Source organism: Pseudomonas sp. ADAK7, assembly GCF_012935675.1.
GTDB lineage: Bacteria > Pseudomonadota > Gammaproteobacteria > Pseudomonadales > Pseudomonadaceae > Aquipseudomonas.
This window is the reverse complement of record NZ_CP052861.1, coordinates 6,459,094-6,482,959: the sequence shown is the minus strand read 5'-3', so window position 1 is coordinate 6,482,959 and position 23,866 is coordinate 6,459,094. Positions and strand designations below refer to the sequence as shown.

Sequence of the window (23,866 nt, the reverse complement as noted above, 5' to 3'; positions counted from 1 at the left end):
AAGCTTTGCTCCTACGGTTTTGTGCGACCTGTAGGAGCGAGGCTTGCCCGCGAAGGCGGTGTATCTGACACACCGCCCAGCACGGTCAAACCAAATGCAACGCCGTCAACACCATGTCGATCGCCTTGATGCCCACGAACGGCACCAGAATCCCGCCCAAGCCGTAGATCAGCAGATTGCGCCGCAACAACGCCGCCGCACTCGCCGCCTGTACCCGCACACCGCGCAGCGCCAGGGGAATCAGCACGACGATGATCAAGGCGTTGAACACAATCGCCGAGAGGATCGCGCTCTGTGGGCTGCTCAGGTGCATGACGTTCAGCACGCCGAGTTGCGGGTAGATCGAGGCGAACAGCGCCGGCAGGATCGCGAAGTATTTGGCCACGTCGTTAGCGATGGAAAAGGTCGTCAGCGCGCCGCGGGTTACCAGCAACTCTTTACCAATTTGCACCACGTCCAGCAGCTTGGTCGGGTCGCTGTCGAGGTCGACCATGTTCGCCGCCTCGCGTGCCGCTTGCGTGCCGTCGTTCATCGCCATGCCGACGTCCGCCTGGGCCAGCGCCGGGGCGTCGTTGGCGCCGTCGCCGCACATCGCGACCAGGCGACCGTCGTTCTGCTCGTGGCGAATGCGCGCCAGTTTTTTCTCCGGGGTGGCTTCGGCCAACACGTCATCGACGCCCGCTTCAGCAGCAATCGCGGCAGCAGTCAGCGGGTTGTCGCCGGTGACCATGACCGTGCGAATCCCCAGTTTGCGCAACTCGGCAAAACGTTCGCGAATGCCTGGCTTGACCACGTCCTTGAGGTGGATCGCACCGAGCAATTTACCGTCGGCACAGACCAGCAACGGGGTGCCGCCGCTCTGGGCAATCTTGTCGATTTCCCGGGACAGGGACGGCGCCAGGTCGGCGCGCTTCAGGCCGACGAAGGCCAACAGTGAATCCACCGCGCCTTTGCGGTACACGCGGCCCTGATAGTCGACACCGGACAGGCGCGTCTCGGCGCTGAACGGCACGGCGGTCAGCAGCTCAGGACTTGGTTCTGGTTGCGGATGCAGGCCACGCAGGTATTCGACGATGGACTTGCCTTCAGCCGTGTCATCGGCCAGCGAGGCAAACAACGCACCTTCAGACAGCTCTTTAGCGCTGACACCCGGCGCCGCATACACGGCGGTGCAACGACGGTTGCCGAAGGTGATGGTGCCGGTCTTGTCCAGCAACAGGACGTGCACGTCCCCCGCCGCTTCCACGGCGCGACCGGATTTGGCAATCACGTTCAAGCGCACCAGACGATCCATCCCGGCGATACCGATGGCCGACAACAAGCCGCCAATGGTGGTCGGAATCAGCGTCACCAACAGCGCCACCAGGAACACCAGCGGCAGGCTGCCATTGGCGAAGTGGGCGAACGGTTGCAGGGTCACGACCACCAGCAGGAAGATCAGGGTCAGGCCGATCAGCAGGATGTCGAGCGCCACTTCGTTCGGGGTTTTCTGGCGTTTGGCGCCTTCGACCAGGGCGATCATACGGTCCAGGGTCGACTCGCCCGGGTTGGCGGTGATGCGCACCAGCAGCCAGTCGGACACCAGGCGGGTGTTGCCGGTGACGGCGGAACGGTCGCCACCGGATTCGCGGATCACTGGCGCGGATTCACCGGTAATCGCCGCCTCATTGACCGCCGCAATGCCTTCGATCACCTCGCCGTCACCGGGGATCATTTCCCCGGCTTCGACGCGCACCACATCGTCCTTGCGCAGGCTGGTGGCGGGCACCACCTGGAAGGTGCCATTGGAGGTCCGGCGGCGAGCGCTCAAACCTTCGCTGCCAGCCTTGAGGCTGTCGGCGCGGGCCTTGCCGCGACCTTCGGCCAGGGCTTCGGCGAAGTTGGCGAACAGCACGGTAAACCACAGCCACAGCGCAATCTGCGCCGCGACAAAGGTCGGCACGCTGCCGTCGGGAATGAAGCACAGCACGGTGGTCAGCACGGCGGTCAGTTCGACCACCAGCATCACCGGCGCACGCTGCAATTGCCGTGGGTCGAGCTTGACGAAGGCTTGCACCAGCGCCGGGCGCCACAGGGCCGAGATCGCGGTTTTCGGTTGTTCCGGGGCTTTTACGGTAGCCGGTTTAGTTGCGGGCATATTCATCATCAGATCCTCAGAAGCCCATGCTCAGATGTTCAGCAATCGGGCCCAACGCGAGCGTTGGCAAGAAGGTCAAACCGCCCACGAGCAGAATGGTCACGGTCAACAGAGTCACGAACAGCGGGCCATGGGTCGGGAAACTGTTCTGGCCGATCGGCGCGGTTTTCTTCATCGCCAGGCTGCCGGCCAACGCCAGAACCGGGAGGATGTAACCGAAGCGACCGATCAACATGCCCAGCCCCAGCATCAGGTTGTGGAACGAGGTGTTGGCACTCAGGCCACCGAACGCTGAACCGTTGTTCGCACTGGCCGAGGTGTAGGCATAAAGCAACTGACTGAAACCGTGCGGGCCAGGGTTACTGATCGCCCCGGCAGGGCCAGGCAGGCTGGCAGCAATCGCGCCCAGCACCAGCACGCCGACCGGCATCACCAGCAAGGTCACCACCAGCAGTTGCACTTCTTTCGCTTGCAGCTTCTTGCCGAGGTATTCCGGAGTGCGGCCGATCATCAGCCCGGCGAGGAACACCGCGATCAGCACGTTGAGCAACATGCCGTAGAGCCCGGCCCCGACACCGCCGAAGATCACTTCGCCGACCATCATGTTGACCAGCGCGACCATGCCGCTCAGCGGGTTGAGGCTGTCGTGCATGCCGTTGACCGAACCGTTGGACGCCGCGGTGGTGGTCACCGACCACAGCACGGTGGCGGTGGTGCCGAAGCGTGCTTCCTTGCCTTCCAGCGGTGCGGTCTGTTCGACGGCAGCGTTGGCCAGGGTCGGGTTCGGTTGGTATTCAGCCCAGAGCGATGTCGCGCCGCCGATCAGGAACAGCGCCAACATGCAGGCGATGATCGCGCGGCTCTGACGCAGGTCTTTCACGTAGTGGCCGAAGGTGAACACCAGGGCGACCGGGATCAGGATGATCGACCCGACTTCGAACAGGTTGCTCCACGCGGTCGGGTTCTCGAACGGATGCGCCGAGTTGACGCCGAAGAAGCCGCCACCGTTGGTGCCCAATTGCTTGATCGCAATCTGGCTGGCGGCCGGGCCGAGCGGAATCACTTGATCGACGCCCTGCAGGGTTACCGCATTCACATACTGCGCGAAGGTTTGCGGCACGCCCTGCCAGACCAGGTACAGCGCCAGCAGCAGGCACAGCGGCAGCAGGCCGTAGAGGGTGGCGCGGGTCATGTCGACCCAGAAGTTGCCCAGGGTCTTGGTCGACTTGCGCCCGATACCACGGCACAACGCAACCAATACGGCGAGGCCGGTGGCGGCGCTGACGAAGTTCTGCACGGTGAGGCCGGCCATCTGACTCAGGTAGCTCAGGGACGCTTCACCGCTGTAGGCCTGCCAGTTGGTGTTGGTCATGAAACTGATGGCGGTGTTGAACGCCAGCGTCCACTCCTGGCCCGGCAGGTTTTGCGGGTTGAGCGGCAAGTGGTCCTGGAACAACAGGATCGCGAACAACAGCAAGAAGCCCGCCAGGTTGAAGGCGAGCAAGGCCAGGGTGTATTTCTGCCAGCTCTGTTCATCCTGCGGATTGACGCCGGCCACGCGATAACAGCCACGCTCGACCGGACCGAGGATCGGTGACAGCCAGGTGCGCTGGCCTTCCATCACCTTGTAATAAAAACGCCCCAGGAACGGTGCCGGAATCAGCACCAGGGCGAAGAAGGCCAGGATCAGCCAATAGTCATAACTGTGCATAGCCGCTCCTAGTTCCGGTCCGCGCGCAACAGCGCAACCAACAGATAAATGAACAGCCCCACTGCCAGTAGCAGTGACACCCCGTCCAGAACGCTCATGGAAGTTCTCCGTGTTACGGCGTATTGCCGCTTGTGCAGTCATTGTCGGCAGGGAGGCTGTAAAGGAACGAGAGCGAGGGGGTTGGCTGGGCATAAAGAAAGCGTAAAGAGTGGGTTTATGCGGGCGTTACAGGTGGGTTGGTGGGGTTTGTGCTTGCCCGCGAAGACGGCAGAACAGCCGCCACCGCCCCCAACTGGCGCACAAAAACCGCACATCCGGCAGCGATCATCCCCGATACGACAGCTTTCAGCGCTTTACGACGCGCAAATACAAAATGGCACGCCCGCTGCACGCGCCCTCCCCCGAGCTTTCCAAACCGTTCAGGGAGCAACGCATGAACACACAACTCAAACCCACGCTGGGCACGCTGCACCTGTGGGGCATCGCGGTCGGGCTGGTGATTTCCGGTGAGTACTTCGGCTGGAGTTATGGCTGGGGCGTGGCCGGGACACTGGGCTTTCTGGTGACGTCCTTTATGGTCGCGACCATGTACACCTGCTTTATCTTCAGTTTCACCGAACTGACCACGGCGATTCCCCACGCTGGCGGCCCGTTTGCCTACAGCCGCCGCGCCTTTGGCGAGAAAGGTGGATTGATTGCCGGGCTGGCGACGCTGATCGAATTCGTCTTCGCCCCGCCCGCCATCGCCCTGGCGATTGGTGCGTACCTGAATGTGCAATTTCCGGCGCTTGATCCAAAACACGCGGCGGTCGGCGCCTACATCGTGTTCATGGGCCTGAACATCCTCGGAGTGAAACTCGCCGCAACCTTCGAGTTGATCGTCTGCGTATTGGCCGTGGCCGAACTGCTGGTATTCATGGGTGTGGTCGCTCCGGCATTCAGCTTCAGCAACTTCGCGCTCAATGGCTGGGCCGGTTCCGATGTGTTCGGCGCACCGGCAATTGCCGGGATGTTTGCGGCGATTCCGTTTGCGATCTGGTTTTTCCTCGCCATTGAAGGCGCCGCCATGGCGGCCGAAGAAGCCAAGGATCCGAAGCGGACGATTCCGAAGGCTTATATCAGCGGCATCCTGACCCTGGTGCTGCTGGCCATGGGCGTAATGTTCTTTGCCGGTGGCGTCGGCGACTGGCGCACTTTGTCGAACATCAACGACCCGCTGCCGCAAGCGATGAAAACCGTGGTCGGCGAAAGCTCCGGCTGGTTGCACATGCTGGTGTGGATCGGGTTGTTCGGCCTGGTGGCGAGTTTCCACGGGATCATTCTTGGCTACTCGCGACAGTTCTTCGCCCTCGCCCGGGCCGGATACCTGCCGAAATCGTTGGCCAAGTTGTCGCGTTTCCAGACGCCGCATCGGGCGATCATTGCCGGTGGCTTGATCGGTATCGCAGCGATCTACAGCGACGGTTTGATTAATCTTGGTGGCATGACGCTGACCGCGGCGATGATCACCATGGCGGTGTTCGGCGCGATCGTGATGTACATCATGAGCATGCTCAGCCTGTTCAAACTGCGTAAAACCGAGCCAAACCTGGAGCGCACTTTCCGCGCGCCGTGCTATCCGTTGGTGCCGATGATCGCGCTGGTGCTGGCGGTGGTGTGCCTGGTGGCGATGGCCTGGTTCAACGCCTTGATCGGGCTGATCTTCGTCGGCTTCATGGCGGTGGGTTTCGTGTACTTCATGCTCACCGCGCAATTGCGCGCCGATGCGCCGGCGGATGCGATGTTGACCGGGCTTTAAACAGCACAGGTGCGGCTGTCATAACAGGCATAGAATGGAACCACTGCGAAAACTAATCGCTCAAAGTGGTATGCACGATCGGTTGGCGAAATCCGCCAACCGGCCTGCCCTCAAGGAGAGCCCTATGCCCTGGTATGCCTGGTTGATTCTGGTCGTTGCAATCGGCTCGATCGTTGGCGGTCTGATGATGTTGCGTGACACCGCCACCAAGGTCGATCTGACCGAAGAGCAACGTAAACGCGTCGCCGAACGCAATGCGGAAATGGATGCCAAGGAAGCGCAGGACCGCTAAATAAAAAACCCCATCATTCAACTCGAATGATGGGGTTTTGCGTTTCTATTTCTCCCAATCGGCCTTGGCGATGTGCAAGCCATGCAGCCCTTTGTACGCCGCACGCTCCGGCTGGCTCCAGCCTTCGAGCAATGAATCTTCCAAGCGATAAATCTCCACCCCCAGCGGGCGGCACACGCTCAGCGGATCTTGCGCATCCGGCCCCCACATGGCCAATGACAGGTCGCCGCCGGGGCAGGTCGACAGCGCACACAGCAAATCTATTTCGGCAAAGAATTCCAGGTAATCGCCCTTCTGCGCCGGGCACGCCTTCATGAAGTACATGTCGTCATGGTTCAGGCCGGTGCACTGGAAAATATTCAGTACGTCGTGCACGTCGAACTCGGTCAAGCCATGGGGCAGCACGGCGCGGGTCAGGTTCGAGTGGCAGTGATGATGGAAGTCTTCGCCGGTGAGCATTTTGTTCACGTATGGATCGCAACGCGTGCCGAGCAGATCGTGCAAACGGCCGCCGTGCTCGTCGATGCCATAACCGGCCAGGCTGTCATCGGTGATGGTCACCAGTGGCCGCAGAAACGGCAGGTTCGACCACAGACGGTCATGGGTGCTGACATGGGCGCCCTGCAACTGCCGGGTGCGCGCAGCCCACAGGCGTTCGCGCGGGTCATGGGCATTCCAGACGTTGAAATCCCCGACCTGAGGCCCGACCGGGGTGGTAACTCGAAATACGTGCCCGGCCGGGACGTTCCAGGCACGGCCAGTGCGGATTGGCACTTCGAATTGCTCGATCAGCGTGCGCCCGTCCCTGCTGTCGCGAACCCGTTCATAAAACGCCTTGTCCACCTGCAAGGCCGAGCCTTTGCTGACTTGATAGGCCGCCGGATAGTCTTTGTACATGGCACGAATCCTCGATCAGTGATGGGGAACAGGGGTCAACAGCTGCAACAGCAGTTGCTCGGAATCGTCGAGATACAGGCTCAGCGCATCCAGCGCCCCAGCTTTGTCGCCCTCGGCGAGCAGGTCGTGGATCAACCGGTCGCGGGCCAGCCACGGCGCCTGAAAGCGCGACTCATCCGGCGCGCTGCAAAACACCAGGCGCAGTTGCGCGACAACGTTGGTGAAGAATTCATCGAACAACGGGCTGCGCATCAACCCGACGATATGTTGATGAAACGCCAGGCTATGGGTGCCGACCGCGCGCCAGTCTTCGCGATCCCGCGCCAGTTCCGTGGCTTCCAGGGCTTCGAGCATTCGGTCGGACTGGTATTCGCGCAGCGGCTGGCTGCTGCTGATGGCTTGCAATTCCAGGGTGCGGCGAACCTTGAACAGGTCGCGCACGTCGTCGACACCGACCCTGCGCACCATCACGCCTTTATTGCGCACATAGCGGGTCAGGCCTTCCTGCCCCAGCCGATGCAGCGCTTCGCGAATGGTGTTGCGCGAGGCGTTGTAAGCCGACACCAGATCGTTTTCCACCAGTGCCATGCCCGGCAGCAAACGACCACCGATGATGTCGGCGCGCAACTCCAGGGTGATGTGATCGGCCAGGGACAGTCCGCTGCTCATGGGTATCGCCTCGTGATTGTTCAACAATCGTTAGCGAATGAGTAATCACTATTCATGCCAATTCCAAGCCACGCCGCAACCGAGTTGCACGCATCTGCATGCTTTTTAGAAGTAGAAGTACAGTCACCATCCAACGTTCATTGGTTAATATGGCGCATTGTCGCGGAGATCAGAGATGCGTTACTCGCAAGACCATAAAGCCCAGACCCACCAACGCATCATCAAGGAAGCGTCAGCACGTTTCCGCCGCGACGGAATCGGTGCTACCGGCTTGCAACCACTGATGAAAGCGCTGGGGTTGACCCATGGCGGCTTTTATTCGCACTTCAAATCCAAGGATGAACTGGTGGAAAAGGCCTTGGTGGCCGCGGGCGAAGAAGTTGAAGGGTTGTGCGCCGAGCTGTTCGCTTCCGAGCGTCCGCTGGACGCCTTCATCGACACCTATTTGTCCGAATGGCACCAGACGTCACCCCATCAAGGATGCCCACTGCCGACCATGTCGTCGGAACTTGGGCTGCGCGGGCAACCGAGCCCTACCAGCGATGCGGTGCTCAATGCTCGACTTGAACAAGTGCAAGGCACCCTGGAAGGCGAAAACGCCGCCGAGCGCAGCATCGTCATCATGTCGACGCTGATCGGGGCGCTGCTGTTATCCCGCAGTGTCGAGAACCCTGAGCTGGCTCAGCGGATTCTCGACGTCACTCGTAATCACCTCAAGCAAACCAAAGACTAGCCCTGCCAGCGCTTGAACAGCACACTGGCATTGACCCCGCCAAAGCCGAAGCCGTTGGACAATGCGTATTCGATCGGCATTGACCGCGCCTGGCCGTGAACGATATCCACCCCCTGCGCGGCCGGATCCGGGTTTTCGAAGTTGAGGGTCGCGGGCACGATCTGATCGCGGATCGCCAACAACGTGAAGATCGCCTCAATCCCGCCAGCGGCGCCGAGCAGGTGCCCGGTGGCGGACTTGGTCGACGTCACGGCAATTTTGTTATCCGTGCCAAACAATGACTTGATCGCCGCCAACTCCCCCAGATCTCCAACGGGAGTCGAGGTGGCGTGAGCGTTGAGGTGCTGGACCTGCGCCGCTGAAATACCCGCCTGCGCCAACGCCAGCGACATCGCCCGTCGGGCACCGCTGCCATCTTCCGGACCGGCCGTCAGGTGATAGGCGTCGGCACTGGTGCCGTAGCCGACCAACTCCGCGATGGGCTGGGCACCACGGGCCAAGGCATGTTCCAGGGATTCGATTACCAACAGACCGGAACCCTCGCCCATCACAAAGCCATCGCGATCACTGTCGAACGGCCGCGAGGCGCGCTCCGGGGTTTCGTTGAAACCGCTGGACAAGGCACGGGCAGCCGCAAACCCGGCCAGGCTGACGCGATCGATTGCCGCCTCCGCCCCGCCGCACACGGCAATATCGGCTTCGCCGCAGCGAATCAACCGCGCCGCATCACCAATCGCCTGGACCCCGGCGGCGCAGGCGGTGACCGGCGCACCCAACGGACCTTTAAAGCCATGTTGGATCGACACATGGCCAGCCGCGAGGTTGACCAGAAACGATGGGATGGTGAACGGTGACAAACGTCGCGGCCCGCGGGTATCAGTGGTGCGCACCGCATCGGCTATCGCACCGAAACCACCTACGCCGGAACCGATAATCGTGGCGGTGCGTTCCTGGGCGTTGGCGTCCTGCGCTTGCCAACCGGCCTGCTCCAGCGCCTGGCGTGCAGCCTCCATGGCAAACATGATGAAGCGGTCCATCTTCTTCTGTTCTTTGGGCGGGGTGGCTCGGTCCGGGTCGAAACCTGCTTCGGCATCTTCAGCCAGGCTCGGCACGGCGCCACCGACCTTCGCCGACAAATCGGCGACCACTTCGTCCGGCAACGCCCGCAACCCGGAGCGCCCGGCCAGCAGGCGCGCCCAGACGGCTTCGACGCCACTGCCCAACGGCGACACCAGGCCCATACCCGTAACAACGACTCGACGATCACTCATACCGCTTTCACCTCAAACCGATTCATGGCGCCTCACTTATAGCGTGCGGCGGCTTTGTCTCGAGACAAGTTCGGCGCCATCACATGACGGGCCGCAACAAAGGCTTCCCACTCGGACGCTTCCGGCAACGAAGGAATGGTGACCAGTTCACCCTGGTCCAGACCGGACAACGCCGCGTCGACCATCTCCCCTGCATCCATGATCATTTCCGCCGGGATGCCACTGGCGTCGATGCCGGAGCGCTCCCAGATTTCAGTGCGTGTCACCCCTGGCAACACGGCTTGAACCTGGACCCCGGTGCCGTTCAATTCAGCATCCAACGATTGGGTCAGACTCAGAACATACGCCTTGCTGGCGCTGTACGTCGCGTTGAACCGTTCAGGGAACAGTGCCACCACGGACGCGATGTTAATGATCGTGCCGCGACCGGCCTTGGCAAAACTGGCTGCTGCCGCCGAAGCCAGCCGCGTGACGGTGGTGACGTTGAGCTGAATCAAGCGCTCCAACTGGTCCAGGTCGGCGTTGGCCAACAATCCATCGGCGGCAACGCCTGCGTTGTTGAGCAGCAGGCTGATACTGGAATCGCTGCGCAGACGCTGCTCAAGTTTCAACACTTCTTCTTTTTGCGTCAGGTCAGCCTTGAGCACTTCAACTCGAACGCCATGCTCGGCGCGCAATACGCTCGCCGCCGCCTCCAGCCGCTGCTCGTCGCGAGCAACCAACAACAAATCAAAACCACGGGCCGCCAACCGCTCGGCGTAAACCGCCCCGATACCGGAAGAAGCACCGGTGACGAGGGCTGTACCTTGAGACTGGGTGGAATTCATGACGGTGCTCCTGAGTATGCTTGAAGGAAAGCGAGCGCCAGAGCGCTCCTGTCTTTTATTATAGGCATAATCCTAACGCAATATGATAGCCGTAATTTTTTATGCGCCGACGGAAGGCCTATCAACAAACGCTTGGCCCGAACGTAAAAAAGGCCGGTCAATGACCGGCCTCTTGGCGTTGATCTACAAGCTTAGTTCACTTCGAGCTTGTCGCGATTCCTGTCCAGAATCGCTTTGCCGATCCCTTTCACTTCCAGCAACTCATCCACCGATGCAAACGGCCCATTCGTCTCACGATACGCAACAATCGCCTTAGCCTTGGCTTCACCGACACCCGCCAGTTCACGCTGCAGCGTCGGGGCATCGGCGCCGTTCAGATCGATTTTTTCGCCCTGCGCCTTGGCGGCGACGTCCAGCACCAACGGTGCATTGATCGCTTCAGGCTTGGTTGCAGGTGCAGCAATGGCAGCGATAGAGGCGCTGGTGAGCAGGGCAAAAACCAGGGAGGAGAAATAACCTGTACGCATAAATGAAGCTCCATGACATCGATTGGGAAAGCAGCTTTTCCGAAGCTGCTCTCCAAACTTAGGCGATGGGGTGGAGCTGTCAAAAGTGTGTACGTTACAGAATGTGAAACAATCAGGGTTCGAGACGGCGTTGCTGGTGAATCCAGTCGACGATCTCGCCGTCGGGGTAGCGGCTACTCTCCTCATGAGACGTCGCAATCGGAGGAATTCCCCCTATTTATAGCTGTGAGTTTACAGCTTCCGGCCATATCGATCTCGTGAGCACCCCGTGACCAAAACATGATGTAAGAACCAGCAGAATCTAGTTAAAATGGCACGAAGACTCATTTCTATTTTTATGAGGAGAAAGTCATTCAATCTTCCGATATGCCCCAGACTAGCTACAACAAACAGAATAATGAAGATCGAATTCCGAAAAAAAATACAAACCGAAATATTAAATCGGATACATCTGTGATAAAACGATTTTTGCCTCCACTGCTAATTATTACAGCAACGCTTCACCTTATTACCTCTAATGGCTATGCAGGTGAGGCAGAACACGGATACTCGCTGGAGTTCATCGGTCTCCTACTGTCCTGCATATGTATAACTTTGGCGCCCGGAATTGCAATATCCGCTTGGCTAACTAAATCAAACTCAAACACCATCCTTCCACTTACCATATTACTAACAACTGGAGTACTTGGCTGGATACAGTTCTGGGCGTGGTTTATCAACCCTGCCACTGGATATATTTTTAATCTGACAATATTAACTGCATGCATTTTTTCACTTCTAGCAAGGCCGATAACCCTATTAAGCAATCGGCTTTGGCGGCCCCTCTTGGTTTTTGTGCTGGTTACTACCACCTACGCCACGATAGTAGTGGATCATGGGGCAGTGAATGAAGGGGCGCAGTTAACACAAAAAAGATACTGGCTAACACCAGACAATATGATACCAAAGCTGTTTGCAGACCACTTGCTTAAAGATAGATCCGAGCTTTTATCAGACTTTCAAGGTGATTGGCAATCCAGTGATCGCCCTCCACTGGAAACAGGTATTATTCTGAGTGCATACGGTTTGGTTAAACCAGAGGTTAGAACATTCGCCTACCTCTGCTTGGGAATTATTAGTAACTGCCTGTGGATTTTCGCTTTATGGCCATTACTTCGCGTTCTAAAAATCCCACAAAAAAATATCAGCTTAATAGTTCTAACCATTGCATGTGTTGGAGCGGTTTTTGTAAACTCAGTCTTTGCCTGGCCAAAAATGTTAGCCGGTGCAATGTTACTAGGTGCGATGTCATTTGTAATTCTAAAAAAATATAGAAAAGTTAATCTCAGTTTGACCGCCGCCGGAATAATGGCCGCACTTTCGATGTTATCCCATGGTGCAGCACTGTTTGGATTATTGGGTTTTTCGATCTATCTACTTATTACCAGAACCACACCGAAGCCTTTCACATCACTTATCTGCGTCGTAACTGCGATACTAATTTACTCACCGTGGGTAGCATACCAAAAACTCTACGACCCTCCAGGCGACAGACTATTAAAATGGCAATTGGCCGGCATAATAATAAGGCAAGATACGCTTCCTCCATTGACCGCCATTCTCGATGAGTATGCAAAAATCGGGTGGCAAAAAACAATAAGCAACAAAGTATCCAATATTCGATTGTTTATAGGCGAACCTACGATTGATGTGACCGCAAACTCGGATTTCAACCTTCTAAACAATCTAAACACAGGGTCACTGAGGTGGTTCACCGTATCAAAAATGGGACTGGCTCCATTTATCCTTTTACTTGGAATTCCATTTCTATTTCTAAAGAAATTTCATAAAACAGACTTTGGAAAATTTGCATTAATCAATGTCGGCATTTCCAGTTTGGTTTTCACAATGCTAATATTTGGGACCTATCCAGATTCTAGCGCCTGGTTATTCACCGCGCCTTACTCCATACTTTTGCTTTGGTGCGCTATTTTCCCTGCGGCAATCTCTAACTACAATGGCTCTTGGCTTAACATTTTTGTTGTCATAAACGCTATAGTTTTCACGTTCTTTTGGAGCGTGGACGTACCCAATGGTACGGCCCTTGGCCCAGCATCAAATGAAATACCAAACGGTGAGATTTTAAAAGAGTTCAGAATATGGTCATTAGTACTTATAGCGAGCCTTATTGCTATATCCTTGAACTGGACGAGGATTCCCCGACAGAAAAATGAAATCAGGTAATAAGACCCATCATCTTGTTACCTTTATCAGATCAAGTCACCAGAGTGTTAACATATCTTTTTCTAAGAGACAAAAACGGACGCTCAATAACTCTGTAAGTTAGCATCGAAAAAACCAACACAATGGGGAGAATCACGGCAAAAGTCATAAACATCAGATCCAACTTCGGATCGCCCGTCGGATGAAACACGAGATCTTTTCGAGTCGCAAATAATAGGACAATTGAAAAATGCAATAAATAAATAGAAAAGCTACACTCTCCCACTTTACATAGACCACTTGAGATGAGTGCGGGGAAAATATTCTTACTCCCTACATACCCAACTATGAATACAGCGTAAACGACTCCTTCTATCGTCGGCCACAATATCTTCCACCACTCTTGAGATACCCAACCGCCATGGTGATTTAACCAAAAAAGCATATATATCACCACTCCGGTGCCGCTCAAAAACATGGAGAGCAAAAGATACTTAAACTCACGCAACACCCTAAGTAATACAGCCGCTCCCATACCCAACACGAATTGATCAATACGCCCAATCAACTGCGAATACGACATATCCCTCGCATCTGCCCCCAACCCTATCGCGAGCAACCTGAACGCCAAAGCAACCGCTAGAATACTTACTATAGTTTTTGCTGGGGCCTTATTTAACGCCGACAAGATAAACGGGAAAATCAGATAAAATTGAAACTCCACAGCAACCGCCCAAGACATCCCGACGGCTCCATTTGTTTGCATCAAGCCGACATTAGCTAACGGTAAAACTGTAGAAACAAATTCAGCAAGAACAAACTTCTGAGGACTAATCGATATGCTGAAGAAAATCACCATTAGGTACAACGGATAAATTCTTAATATTCGATTCAGTATAAATTTTGAATAATTTACTTCCTTCCCATATGTACCGTACGCAAAGATAAAACCACTCAACACCATAAATAATGCAACTGCAGAATGCCCTTCGATTATAAATGCGGAAAAGGGTGAAGACGCGACCGGCCAAGCCCCCCCAAACCACTGCCCTGTGAGCATAACCGAACCTACCAGTTGTTGCACATGATACAAAACGATCCAAATAGCCGCGAAAGCTCTCAAGTGGTCGACCTGCGGCAAAAATTTAATATTTGAACTTTGCAACCGAGTAAATCCCTAAATGCAATTTGAGAATCGGAGGGATATAACCAAGTAAGCCCTTTGCGACTTTCTTACTATACCCCTCCCCAAACCAAGCATACTTGTTTGCGAGAGCCTCTATCAATTTCAACTAGCTGGACAAAACGGATAGCATCGCAATTTTGAGAAACAACCCAGACCGTCCATACCTTAAAAAAGCAAAATCAAACATAAACGCAACGGCCATCAGGTTATTTCTTTTGTATCACAAACACCTCAAAACTATCACCATCGATACCTCGAGACGGATCTGGGGAGGCTCGCGTAACGACTTTATATCCACTCCAACTTTCTAACAATGACTCTAGATCCTGCCCCCAATCAAATGTGACCAGAACACGACCATCGCCAATTGGACTGCCATGATAGGCCGGATCTAATAAATGAACGACTGCTCCATTTTCGAGCTTGGCTCGCTGAACACTCTCAGGTAAGTGATGATGTCGGGGAGTAGTGAAGATATACCAACCTCCTGGGCGTAGCGTCCGCATAACTTCCCTCACGGATTCTGCAGGATCAAATACATGCTCTAGTACATCTTGTGCTATAAAAACATCAAGAGACTCCGTTGCGATAGACAAATCCTCTAGATTTTCACTGGTCCCGCCATTCGCTAACGCGGCACCGGACAGTACATCCGGCTCATAAAAAGAATAAGTATAGTTACTGGCAAGCATTTTCAATCGCATGTTACTAGGCGAAGACTCATGTATAAGTTTTTCAGTCCATGCTGGAACCTGTTCGTCTAATGCCCTCATCAGATTTCTCTCGCGAGGCACAGAGCCACATTCCGAGCAGACGTAATGATCTCGAAGCCAGCCGTCTGATGAAGAAAAAACGGCTTGCGATCTGCAGCAATGGCAGTAGCCAGTGCTCCGGGCTATCGTCGTGCCTATAGTTGGCTCCAAACCATGAAAAACCTGCCAATCTTGAGCAGATTTGACGAGCGCTCTTAGCACCCAAGTCTGCTCATCGGGACGCATCACATTCCAATCGATATTCTCTAGCGCTTGAATCAATGAAGCGACCTTGTTGACCTGATCCACATCCATAGAAACACACCTACCCTTTTAAGATAGCTATACCTAACAGAATATGAGAAAAATTTGAATAGCTCACAACTGAAAAAACGTTAAAAAAATCAGAAAATGCGATGCGACCAGCAAGGAAAATAGAAGCATAAGCTCGAAAAATAAAAAAAACTGTTATTCACACACATAGAATTCTGGAAAAACAATATCAAGATGGCATACAATACCAATCTAAAGTAATAGTTGTACAGAACCTAAAATCTCGAATCTAATTTTAAGCGCTGACTTTCTACGGAAATTATTAGACCCAAAGGCCGCGAGTCAAAAAATGAATTCTAATAGCGAAACACATATTCCGTTGGTAGTGGACTTGGATGGCACTTTGCTCAAGTCAGACATGTTGCATGAATGTGGAATGCAATTTATCCGAACGAAACCGCTTAAGACATTAACACTACTATCATGGTTGCGCCTAGGTAAGGCCAAATTCAAAGAGCGCTTGGCTGATAGTGTTGAAATTGATGTATCTGTACTACCTTACGATATTGAAGTAATAAATTTTATTAGTGCTGAGAAGAAAAAAAATCGCAAGATAATCCTTGCCACTGCCACTCATCATTCCTTAGCGCAACTTATTGCAGATCACTTAGGTTTATTCGATCACGTTTTCGCAACAACCACCGACCGCAATTTGAGTTCGCATCGAAAGCGCGACCTCATGGTCGAGACCTTTGGGCACAAAGGTTACGATTACGTAGGCAACTCTCAGGACGACGTTGAAGTGTGGGAAGCCGCAGCCAAAGCCTATGTTGTTAATCCTGAAAGGGGTGTAGTTGCCAAAGCTAAAGCTCTAGGCAATGTAGAAAATATAACATTTTCAAATAAAGCAACATTGAGGGACTGGCTTAAAGGCATTCGGCTCCACCAGTGGATGAAGAACTCGCTAATATTTGTTCCCTTGCTTGCCGCACACCAGGTAACAGACGTTTCACTTCTCGCACAATGTCTTTTAGCTTTTGTTTTCTTTGGATTATGCGCATCCAGTGTGTACATTCTTAACGACCTTCTAGATTTATCAGACGATCGTCACCATCGGACAAAAAAGAATAGGCCATTTGCGTCAGGTAAAATATCAATAGCCGGCGGGTTGTTGTTATTCCCAACTCTTTTGATCATAGCCTTGGGTGGGAGCGCATTCTTGCTTCCGCCAGAGTTCTGCGCAACGCTCCTTCTCTATTACGGCTTGACGCTCACATATTCACTTTGGTTAAAACGTCATATGACGATTGATGTAATCGCGCTGGCGTCACTTTACACACTGCGAATAATCGCAGGAGCGGCGGCACTGCAGCTCAATCTTACTTTCTGGTTATTAGCCTTCTCAATGTTTATATTTTTAAGTCTTGCTCTTGTTAAGCGTTACGCGGAGTTGAATGACGCCAGAGCTAAAGGTCAAACATCCAAAACGCGAGGACGAGGATACTATCCAAGTGACCTAGAGATGGTGTCATCTTTAGGCGCAGCTTCCGGTTATCTCTCCGTAATGGTGTTAGCGTTATATATCCATGACAATACGACCACGACGATGTATTCACACCCACAGATAATCTGGCTCGCCTGCCCCTTGCTGCTGTTTTGGATTACCCGTATGTGGATGTTAACCCACAGAGGGCAAATGAATGACGACCCAGTGCTCTTTGCAGCACGAGACAAGGTTAGTATCATTACTGGGGCTCTTTTCGGCGCTGTTTTCTGGATTGCAGCATGAGCAAAAAAACATTATCTTGGGGGAATTATCCCCACCACCCCCAACAACTTCATAGCGTGTCATGGCGCGATGAGATCCCTCAGTTGATAAATGCAGTCACCGTGTGCAATGGTGGAACGTTGGCTTTCGGTAACGGCAGAAGTTACGGCGATAGTTGCCTCGCCGTTAACTCGCATTTAATTCACACGAGAAACGCCAACCGCTTTATCCATGTCGATTGGAAAACCGGAAGGCTTATAGCAGAAGCAGGTACAACGCTCGCTGAGATTGCGGATTTAGCGATCCCTAATGGATGGTTCTTGAGCGTTACCCCAGGCACAAAGTTTGTAACGCTTGGTGGCGCTGTAGCGAACGATGTTCACGGTAAAAACCACCATATTAGAGGAACCTTCGGAAATCACGTCATTCAATTCAGTCTTGTCAGGAGCGATGGAGAAACGCTCTTATGCTCAAAAGACAATAATTCTGAATATTTTTCTGCAACCATCGGAGGGTTAGGGCTAACGGGAATTATTGAGTGGGTAGAAATACAACTACTCCCCATAAGATCAACTCAAATAAATACTGTTACTGAACGTTTTAATGCAATAGAAGAGTTTTTCAATTTGTCGTTTGAATTGGATCATAAACACGAATATAGCGTTGCCTGGATTGATTGCCTTGCCAAAGGTAAAAATACAGGACGTGGTGTTTTAATTCTAGGTGACCATTCTCAATATGGAAAGTTAACACCGGACAATCGCCGCAGTATTACGTTTCCTGTAACCACGCCGACTTCGCTGGTTAATAAATTTACATTGCGTTTAATGAACGAAACGTATTGGCATAAACAACCCGCCAAACGGACGATTGGCCATTCAGAATATGCACCATTTTTTTACCCTTTAGATGCTATAAATTTTTGGAACCGTGCATATGGGCGACGTGGTTTCCAACAATACCAATGCGTTATTCCAGAAAAAAATGCTGAGATTGCGATAAAAGAACTACTTCGTGTAATCGCTCAATTTGGAAGAGGTTCGTTTTTAGCCGTACTAAAACGTTGTGGCAATATAGCCTCTCCCGGGCTTTTGTCATTCCCGATGGAAGGAACTTCCCTTGCATTGGATTTCCCTCAACATCAGGATTTAGCAGATAAATTATTTCCTGTACTAGACCTTATCGTAAAAGACGCAGGGGGCCGACTCTACCCTGCCAAAGACGCCCATATGAGCGGCGCTGATTTCAGACAGGGTTATCCAGACTGGGAAATCATAGAGAACTATCGAGATAAAAAACTAAACTCTCTCTTTTGGAAACGAGTGACTTCATGAAAAAAATACTGATTGTCGGTGCAACCTCTGCGATTGCCCGAGAATGTGCTCGTCTCTGGGCGAAGGAACGAAGCGAGTTTTTTCTAGTGGCTCGTAATGCCAACCAACTGGAACAGACTTCCAATGATTTAATCGCACGAGGAGCCACAAATACCACTTCCTTGATAATGGATGTCACTGACGTTGATCAACATCAAAGTATGCTGAATAGCTGTATGGACATTCTCAAGCAGATTGATATCGTACTGATCGCTCACGGAACGTTGCCTAATCAAACGGAATGTCAAACAGATGCGCAGGTCGCAATTAAAGAATTCGAAATAAACGGGCTTTCTACTATTGCGTTGATGACAACGATCTCCAACCAATTGGAAGCCCAGCGACATGGATCATTAGCTGTGATCTCTTCCGTAGCCGGCGATAGGGGCCGACCATCAAACTATCTGTACGGAAGCGCGAAGGCCGCTGTTACAACTTTCGCTGAAGGTCTTCAAGCACGACTATTCAAAATTAATGTTAACGTCCTCATTGTCAAACCGGGCTTTGTCAATACCCCCATGACCGCAGGGCTGAATCTACCTCAAGTCTTGGTGGCACAACCAGAAAACGTGGCTAAACAGATAATCAAGGCAATTGAACGTAAGTCAACGTCAATTTATACGCCTAATTTTTGGTTATTGATTATGACAGTGATTAAGTTGATCCCTACGGCCATCTTCAAAAGAATCAATCTATGACTGGAACAGATCAAAAAAAAATCGAAATAGCTCTGCTGTTTGTCGTATTAGGGCTCACGACGGCAATAATAGTTCTTGCTGTTGTAGGTGCGCTTACTAATTATTCCCCAGTTCCTTTCTGGGACATGTGGAACGGCTATCTAGAGTTTTATACTAAGCTAACTAGCGGTGATATAAGTGCAATCTGGGCTCAACACAATGAGCACAGAGTAATTATATCGCACTTATTATTTTGGTTCGACTTGAGTGTATTTGGTGGCCGAGGTGGATTTTTAATTGCGTGCAACTATATTTTAGTCTCCATGAGCGCCTACATATTCTGTCGATGGCTGAGCCTTAATTCCGGCGGTACAAACAAAACTATTAATACACTTGCATGTTCTCTTCTTTGTGCCTGGCTTTTCTTTTGGTGCCAGGAAAACAACCTGACATGGGGATTCCAAAGCCAGTTTTTCCTAGCGCAACTTTTGCCGCTCTGTTCTTTTTTTTGGTGTTATAAAACACACACATCTGATAAACCCAACATCGCATTTGCTATAGCATGTCTATTTGGGGTTGTCTCTGCGGGCACGATGGCAAATGGTATTGTCGCATTGCCGCTGATGTTTTTTTATGCAATCGCGACCAAGATCAGCCTAAAACGAACTGCGGTACTGGCACTACTTTCAATTACAACGCTATCACTTTACTTTACAAACTATCATTCCGTCATCGGTCATGGCTCTCTACAGGAAACCATAAAAACGAATCCAATAGGGCTAATCCACTTTATTCTATTATACGTCGGTAGCCCATTCCATTATTTCACTGAAAGCGGGAGCATTCTTGGCGCGACATTGGCAGGTCTCATTTTAATCCTGAGCACCTTCTATTATTTTTGCTCTAGTATCTTAAAAAGAGATAAAGTGCCATCACAACTCGCACTGGTTTTTTTTATAATTTACATAGGAGCTACAGCATTTGGTACGGCCGGAGGTAGATTACTATTTGGCCTGGAAAGTGCTTTTTCCAGTCGATACACCACCCCGGCTCTGATGGCTTGGGCGGCACTATTCCTTCTTGCCTATCCTCTGCTCTCAAAATATGCCAACAGGTTTAAAGTCACAGCATTAATAGGAACCAGTCTTTTTATATTAGCAATGCTGCCTCAGCAGATGAAAGCTCTTCAGTCACCCGATGATAAGAAGTTTAATCAGGAGGTCGCCGCGCTAGCGCTGGATCTTCGAATTGAAGATCAACTACAGATAGGCGTAATTTTCCCTTCTGCTAAGTGGGCACTCTCTATCTCGGCGATTCCGGTGCAGCAACAACTCTCGGTATTTGGACTTTCATATATGAAAGGATTGTACGAGCAATTGGGGAGCTCGTCCCATCACAGCAACAGTCCTGTTTGTATAGGTGCCATTGACGAGTCAGCCTCATTTGAAGAACCGGGTTACGTACGGGTAAGAGGCTGGATGTTTGATCCAGCCAGTCAGCACTCTCCGAAAAAATTAACCTTTATTGACTCTTCCGACAAAATAGTGGGGTTTGCGTTAAGCGGTCAACCTAGAGATGATGTTGCCAATGCAATATCCCCAAATGCAAAAAAGTCCGGATTCAAAGGCTACATAAAATCTAGCCAAAGGGGTTTCCCGGTGACCATTTTAGGAGATGATGGAGTCTGCATTCTATCTGCTCTTACCCCTCAGACTCCCTTCACCGTTTCTACAGTGTCTCAGGAGGACTATTTACCCGAAACTCTCGCTGGGTTTTCACAACTGAAAAGGTCGCAACCCTACAGTACGATCATCGGCCCAGACACGACCATTACAGTTAAATCCCCGAAAGACGTTCTGCTCACACTCAAACGTGGTCAATCCATCTACTACCGGTCTAGTGCATTAACATCTGGATTAAACTTCAAACTCCCCCTGGATCAGGGCTACTCATTCACTCTCCCCCTGTCAATGGAGTGGACACAGCTTATCTTTGACAATCCATCCCTACCTGATATTTTTGACCTGGAACTCATCAATCAAGAACCTAGCGATACAACATGGTTCGAGATAAAATTGAAAGATAAATGATATTTTTGTACTAGATCCAAAATTAAGGATAGGAAAAAATAATGAAAGATAAAAAAATTGTCCTCCCGGGTGGGGCAGGATTGGTAGGGCAAAACCTGGTTGCCCGCTTGATCGAGAAAGGCTATACAAATATTATCGTGCTCGACAAACATGTAGCTAACATAAAAATATTAAAAGGCGTCCAACCTAGCATTACCGTTGAGTATGCAGACCTTGCAATAGAAGGTGAATGGGCCAAACATTTTATCGGTGCAGACACCGTTGTTATGCTACAGGCGCAAATCGGTGGGACTAATTACGATGAATTCGTTCGCAACAACGTGAACTCAACTTCAGCAATACTAAAGTTAATAAAAGAACTGAATATCCCACAATTGGTCCATATTAGCTCATCAGTAGTTGAGTCAAAATCAAATGACTTCTATACAGTAAGTAAAAAAGCACAAGAAAAGCTTGTGATTGATAGTGGTATACCCTGCCCGATTCTAAGACCTACCCTAATGTTCGGATGGTTTGACCGAAAGCATTTGGGTTGGCTATCTCGCTTTATGAAAAAGGTTCCGGTTTTTCCAATTCCTGGAAACGGCCGTTACATGCGTCAACCACTGTATGTGGGAGATTTCTGCAATGTAATCATCAGCTGCATTGAAAACACAAATCACAATAATATATTTAACATCTCAGGTCATGAGAAAATCGATTACATTGACATAATCAAACAAATCAAAAAAACCAATAAGCTCAGCACCGTCATACTCAATATTCCTTATAGTCTATTCTACGTATTGCTTTGGACATGGTCGCTATTTGATAGAAATCCTCCATTTACCACTCAACAACTTGCGGCCCTAAGTGCTAAAGATGAATTTGAAGTCATCGATTGGCCTACCATTTTCAATGTCAAATCTACTTCCTTTAAAGATGCAATTGACGAAACATACAATCATCCTATTTACGGAAAAATAGTCCTGGAGTTTTAATATGAAATATCGCGTCGCCGTAATCGGCGCCGGTCCTATGGGATTGGCCACTGCTTATCAATTGATAAAAGATGGTCATACTCCAATAGTATTCGAAGGGGATGACCGCGTAGGTGGAATGACCGCGACTTTCGATTTTTCCGGCCAGAGCATAGAGCGATATTATCATTTCCATTGTACTTCTGATCGCGACTTCATCTTGGTATTGAATGAGCTTGGCATTGCTGATCAATTACAATGGACCAAAACGAAGATGGGGTATTGGTATCAAGACCGCCTGCAGTCATGGGGTAACCCACTTGCATTGTTGAAGTTCAAAGGGTTAAGTTTACAAGCGAAATTTCGCTACGGCCTTCATGCCTTCGCCTGCACCAAGAGAAAGAACTGGGCCCCGCTTGATCATGTCGAAGCAACCGGATGGATACGCCGCTGGGTCGGAGAAGAGGCTTACGATGTGTTGTGGCGTCGCTTGTTTGATTTCAAATTCTACAACTATAAAGATAATCTTTCTGCGGCTTGGATATGGAGTCGAATTCGGCGCATAGGCACTTCACGCTACAATATCTTTGAGGAGAAATTGGGATACTTGAACGGAGGCTCAGATACGCTGTTAAACGCGCTTAAAGATTTCATCGAAAAAAATGGTGGTGAAATTCGTCTTTCGACACCGGTGGACAAGGTTGTTGTCGAGCAGGGCCGTGTTCAAGGAATACAGAGCAATAATAAAACTGAATCATTTGACAAAATTATAAGCACGATTCCGTTACCGCTAGTACCAAAAATTATTCCAGACCTACCAAGTTCTGTGCTAGACCAATATAAAAATCTGAAAAACATTGCCGTGGTTTGCGTGATAGTGAAATTAAAAAAACAAGTTTCGGAAAATTTCTGGCTTAATACGAATGATCAGGAAATGGATATACCTGGGCTAGTCGAATATACAAACCTTCGAAAGCTTAAAAATCACATAGTTTACGTACCATTTTATATGCCGCGAGAACATGAGACGTTCCAAGAGCCTAACCAAAATTTCATCAGCAAAGTGAAGTCTTACCTCAAAAAAATAAACCCATCTCTCGTCGATGAAGATTTTCTTGATGTTAAAGCCAGTCGATATCAGTATGCGCAACCCATTTGCGATCCTGGTTATCTGGATAACCTTCCGCCCGCTAAATCTTCGATACAAGGCTTATGGGTTGCTGATACATCTCATTACTACCCAGAGGACAGAGGTATTTCAGAAAGTATTGGCTTCGGTAGAAAACTAGCGAAAGATGCGACGCATTAATGAATGACTTTAAATCAAGGCAGTTTTTACTGTTTCTTCTTACGGGAGGAGCGGCGGCAGCAGTGAACTTTTTTTCCAGAATATTATATAGCCTCTGGCTGGGATTCACTTACGCTGTAATATTGGCCTATTTGACTGGAATGATTACTGCGTTTTTACTCGCAAAGAGGTTTGTATTTAAGAATAGTCAGCAGAAAATTAGTACGTCTATAGTTATGTTTACCGTGGTTAATGGTATCGCAATAGTTCAAACGATAGCGATTAGCACCGGTCTTTATTACTATATCCTTCCTAGCCTTGGGTTAACGACCTTTTCCGCCGAAATATCTCATGGTATCGGAGTGGCAATTCCCGTCTTTACCAGTTACCTCGGGCACAAGTACTGGTCTTTCAAATAGCAACGACGTCTTATTAA

The 23,866-nt window shown here is 51.1% G+C and carries 21 protein-coding genes; 11 read left to right on the top strand and 10 right to left on the bottom strand.

Annotated features, from left to right (window positions below; genetic code table 11):
* Positions 1-85: 85 nt before the first annotated feature.
* Genes kdpB through kdpF form a run of 3 tightly spaced genes read right to left on the bottom strand, consistent with a single transcriptional unit; the run spans position 86 to position 3,946 of the window.
* Positions 86-2,143 carry a potassium-transporting ATPase subunit KdpB gene (kdpB, locus tag HKK53_RS29790; protein ID WP_169373715.1) on the bottom strand — a complete coding sequence of 686 codons (2,058 nt, stop codon included), beginning with the start codon at positions 2,141-2,143 and terminating at the stop codon, positions 86-88.
* A gap of 10 nt (positions 2,144-2,153) precedes the next feature.
* Entirely contained in the window at positions 2,154-3,848 is a 1,695-nt protein-coding gene (gene kdpA, locus HKK53_RS29785; protein WP_169373714.1) for a potassium-transporting ATPase subunit KdpA, read from the bottom strand.
* An 8-nt stretch (positions 3,849-3,856) separates the two neighbouring features.
* Positions 3,857-3,946, bottom strand: coding sequence for a K(+)-transporting ATPase subunit F (gene kdpF, locus HKK53_RS29780; RefSeq protein WP_007899818.1), 90 nt, complete (start codon positions 3,944-3,946; stop codon positions 3,857-3,859).
* A gap of 335 nt (positions 3,947-4,281) precedes the next feature.
* Between kdpF and eat the strand changes: the two genes are divergently transcribed.
* Together eat and HKK53_RS29770 are read left to right on the top strand one after the other, a co-directional pair.
* Positions 4,282-5,646, top strand: coding sequence for an ethanolamine permease (eat, locus tag HKK53_RS29775; protein ID WP_133838287.1), 1,365 nt, complete (start codon positions 4,282-4,284; stop codon positions 5,644-5,646).
* Positions 5,647-5,770: 124 nt separating this feature from the next.
* Positions 5,771-5,938, top strand: a complete 168-nt coding sequence (locus HKK53_RS29770; RefSeq protein ID WP_081744012.1) for a DUF2897 family protein — start codon at positions 5,771-5,773, stop codon at positions 5,936-5,938.
* Between the two features lie 45 nt (positions 5,939-5,983).
* Here the strand turns inward: HKK53_RS29770 and HKK53_RS29765 are convergent, their stop codons facing one another.
* Both HKK53_RS29765 and HKK53_RS29760 read right to left on the bottom strand, forming a co-directional pair.
* Positions 5,984-6,835 (bottom strand): urea carboxylase-associated family protein, encoded by an 852-nt coding sequence (locus HKK53_RS29765; protein WP_169373713.1) that lies wholly within the window; start codon positions 6,833-6,835, stop codon positions 5,984-5,986.
* Between the two features lie 15 nt (positions 6,836-6,850).
* The gene (locus HKK53_RS29760; protein WP_169373712.1) at positions 6,851-7,504 is read right to left on the bottom strand and encodes a GntR family transcriptional regulator; all 654 of its coding nucleotides are present in this window, start codon (positions 7,502-7,504) and stop codon (positions 6,851-6,853) included.
* A 175-nt stretch (positions 7,505-7,679) separates the two neighbouring features.
* Between HKK53_RS29760 and HKK53_RS29755 the strand changes: the two genes are divergently transcribed.
* Positions 7,680-8,237: a TetR/AcrR family transcriptional regulator gene (locus HKK53_RS29755; protein ID WP_169373711.1), complete on the top strand. Its 558-nt coding sequence runs from the start codon at positions 7,680-7,682 to the stop codon at positions 8,235-8,237.
* On the opposite strand, the gene fabF is transcribed toward HKK53_RS29755, so the two are convergent.
* The 3 genes from fabF to HKK53_RS29740 form a co-directional block, all read right to left on the bottom strand.
* The gene (gene fabF, locus HKK53_RS29750) at positions 8,234-9,508 is read right to left on the bottom strand and encodes a beta-ketoacyl-ACP synthase II (protein ID WP_169373710.1); all 1,275 of its coding nucleotides are present in this window, start codon (positions 9,506-9,508) and stop codon (positions 8,234-8,236) included. The two genes, HKK53_RS29755 and fabF, sit on opposite strands and share 4 nt — an antisense overlap.
* Before the next feature lie 32 nt (positions 9,509-9,540).
* The gene (locus HKK53_RS29745) at positions 9,541-10,335 is read right to left on the bottom strand and encodes an SDR family NAD(P)-dependent oxidoreductase (protein WP_169373709.1); all 795 of its coding nucleotides are present in this window, start codon (positions 10,333-10,335) and stop codon (positions 9,541-9,543) included.
* A gap of 191 nt (positions 10,336-10,526) precedes the next feature.
* Positions 10,527-10,862, bottom strand: coding sequence for a ComEA family DNA-binding protein (locus tag HKK53_RS29740; RefSeq protein ID WP_169373708.1), 336 nt, complete (start codon positions 10,860-10,862; stop codon positions 10,527-10,529).
* Positions 10,863-11,315: 453 nt separating this feature from the next.
* Between HKK53_RS29740 and HKK53_RS29735 the strand changes: the two genes are divergently transcribed.
* Positions 11,316-13,085 carry a hypothetical protein gene (locus HKK53_RS29735; RefSeq protein WP_169373707.1) on the top strand — a complete coding sequence of 590 codons (1,770 nt, stop codon included), beginning with the start codon at positions 11,316-11,318 and terminating at the stop codon, positions 13,083-13,085.
* 31 nt (positions 13,086-13,116) lie between these two features.
* Here the strand turns inward: HKK53_RS29735 and HKK53_RS29730 are convergent, their stop codons facing one another.
* Both HKK53_RS29730 and HKK53_RS29725 read right to left on the bottom strand, forming a co-directional pair.
* Positions 13,117-14,229, bottom strand: coding sequence for an acyltransferase family protein (locus tag HKK53_RS29730; protein ID WP_169373706.1), 1,113 nt, complete (start codon positions 14,227-14,229; stop codon positions 13,117-13,119).
* A gap of 227 nt (positions 14,230-14,456) precedes the next feature.
* A complete protein-coding gene (locus tag HKK53_RS29725) occupies positions 14,457-15,317 on the bottom strand; it encodes a class I SAM-dependent methyltransferase (protein WP_169373705.1) in 861 nt (286 codons plus the stop codon).
* A 307-nt stretch (positions 15,318-15,624) separates the two neighbouring features.
* On the opposite strand from HKK53_RS29725, the gene HKK53_RS29720 reads away from it, so the two are divergent.
* Genes HKK53_RS29720 through HKK53_RS29690 form a run of 7 tightly spaced genes read left to right on the top strand, consistent with a single transcriptional unit; the run spans position 15,625 to position 23,849 of the window.
* Positions 15,625-17,064, top strand: a complete 1,440-nt coding sequence (locus HKK53_RS29720) for a UbiA family prenyltransferase (protein ID WP_169373704.1) — start codon at positions 15,625-15,627, stop codon at positions 17,062-17,064.
* Complete coding sequence (locus HKK53_RS29715; RefSeq protein ID WP_169373703.1) at positions 17,061-18,377, top strand: FAD-binding oxidoreductase; 1,317 nt, start codon at positions 17,061-17,063, stop codon at positions 18,375-18,377. The genes HKK53_RS29720 and HKK53_RS29715 overlap by 4 nt, the downstream gene beginning before the upstream one ends.
* Positions 18,374-19,114 carry an SDR family oxidoreductase gene (locus HKK53_RS29710; RefSeq protein ID WP_169373702.1) on the top strand — a complete coding sequence of 247 codons (741 nt, stop codon included), beginning with the start codon at positions 18,374-18,376 and terminating at the stop codon, positions 19,112-19,114. Before HKK53_RS29715 ends, HKK53_RS29710 begins: the two co-directional genes overlap by 4 nt.
* The gene (locus tag HKK53_RS29705) at positions 19,111-21,183 is read left to right on the top strand and encodes a hypothetical protein (protein WP_169373701.1); all 2,073 of its coding nucleotides are present in this window, start codon (positions 19,111-19,113) and stop codon (positions 21,181-21,183) included. The genes HKK53_RS29710 and HKK53_RS29705 overlap by 4 nt, the downstream gene beginning before the upstream one ends.
* A gap of 41 nt (positions 21,184-21,224) precedes the next feature.
* The gene (locus tag HKK53_RS29700) at positions 21,225-22,163 is read left to right on the top strand and encodes an NAD-dependent epimerase/dehydratase family protein (protein ID WP_169373700.1); all 939 of its coding nucleotides are present in this window, start codon (positions 21,225-21,227) and stop codon (positions 22,161-22,163) included.
* A 1-nt stretch (position 22,164) separates the two neighbouring features.
* Positions 22,165-23,451 (top strand): NAD(P)/FAD-dependent oxidoreductase, encoded by a 1,287-nt coding sequence (locus tag HKK53_RS29695; RefSeq protein ID WP_169373699.1) that lies wholly within the window; start codon positions 22,165-22,167, stop codon positions 23,449-23,451.
* On the top strand, positions 23,451-23,849 hold the full coding sequence (locus tag HKK53_RS29690) for a GtrA family protein (RefSeq protein ID WP_169373698.1): 399 nt from the start codon (positions 23,451-23,453) through the stop codon (positions 23,847-23,849). The genes HKK53_RS29695 and HKK53_RS29690 overlap by 1 nt, the downstream gene beginning before the upstream one ends.
* Positions 23,850-23,866 lie beyond the last annotated feature (17 nt).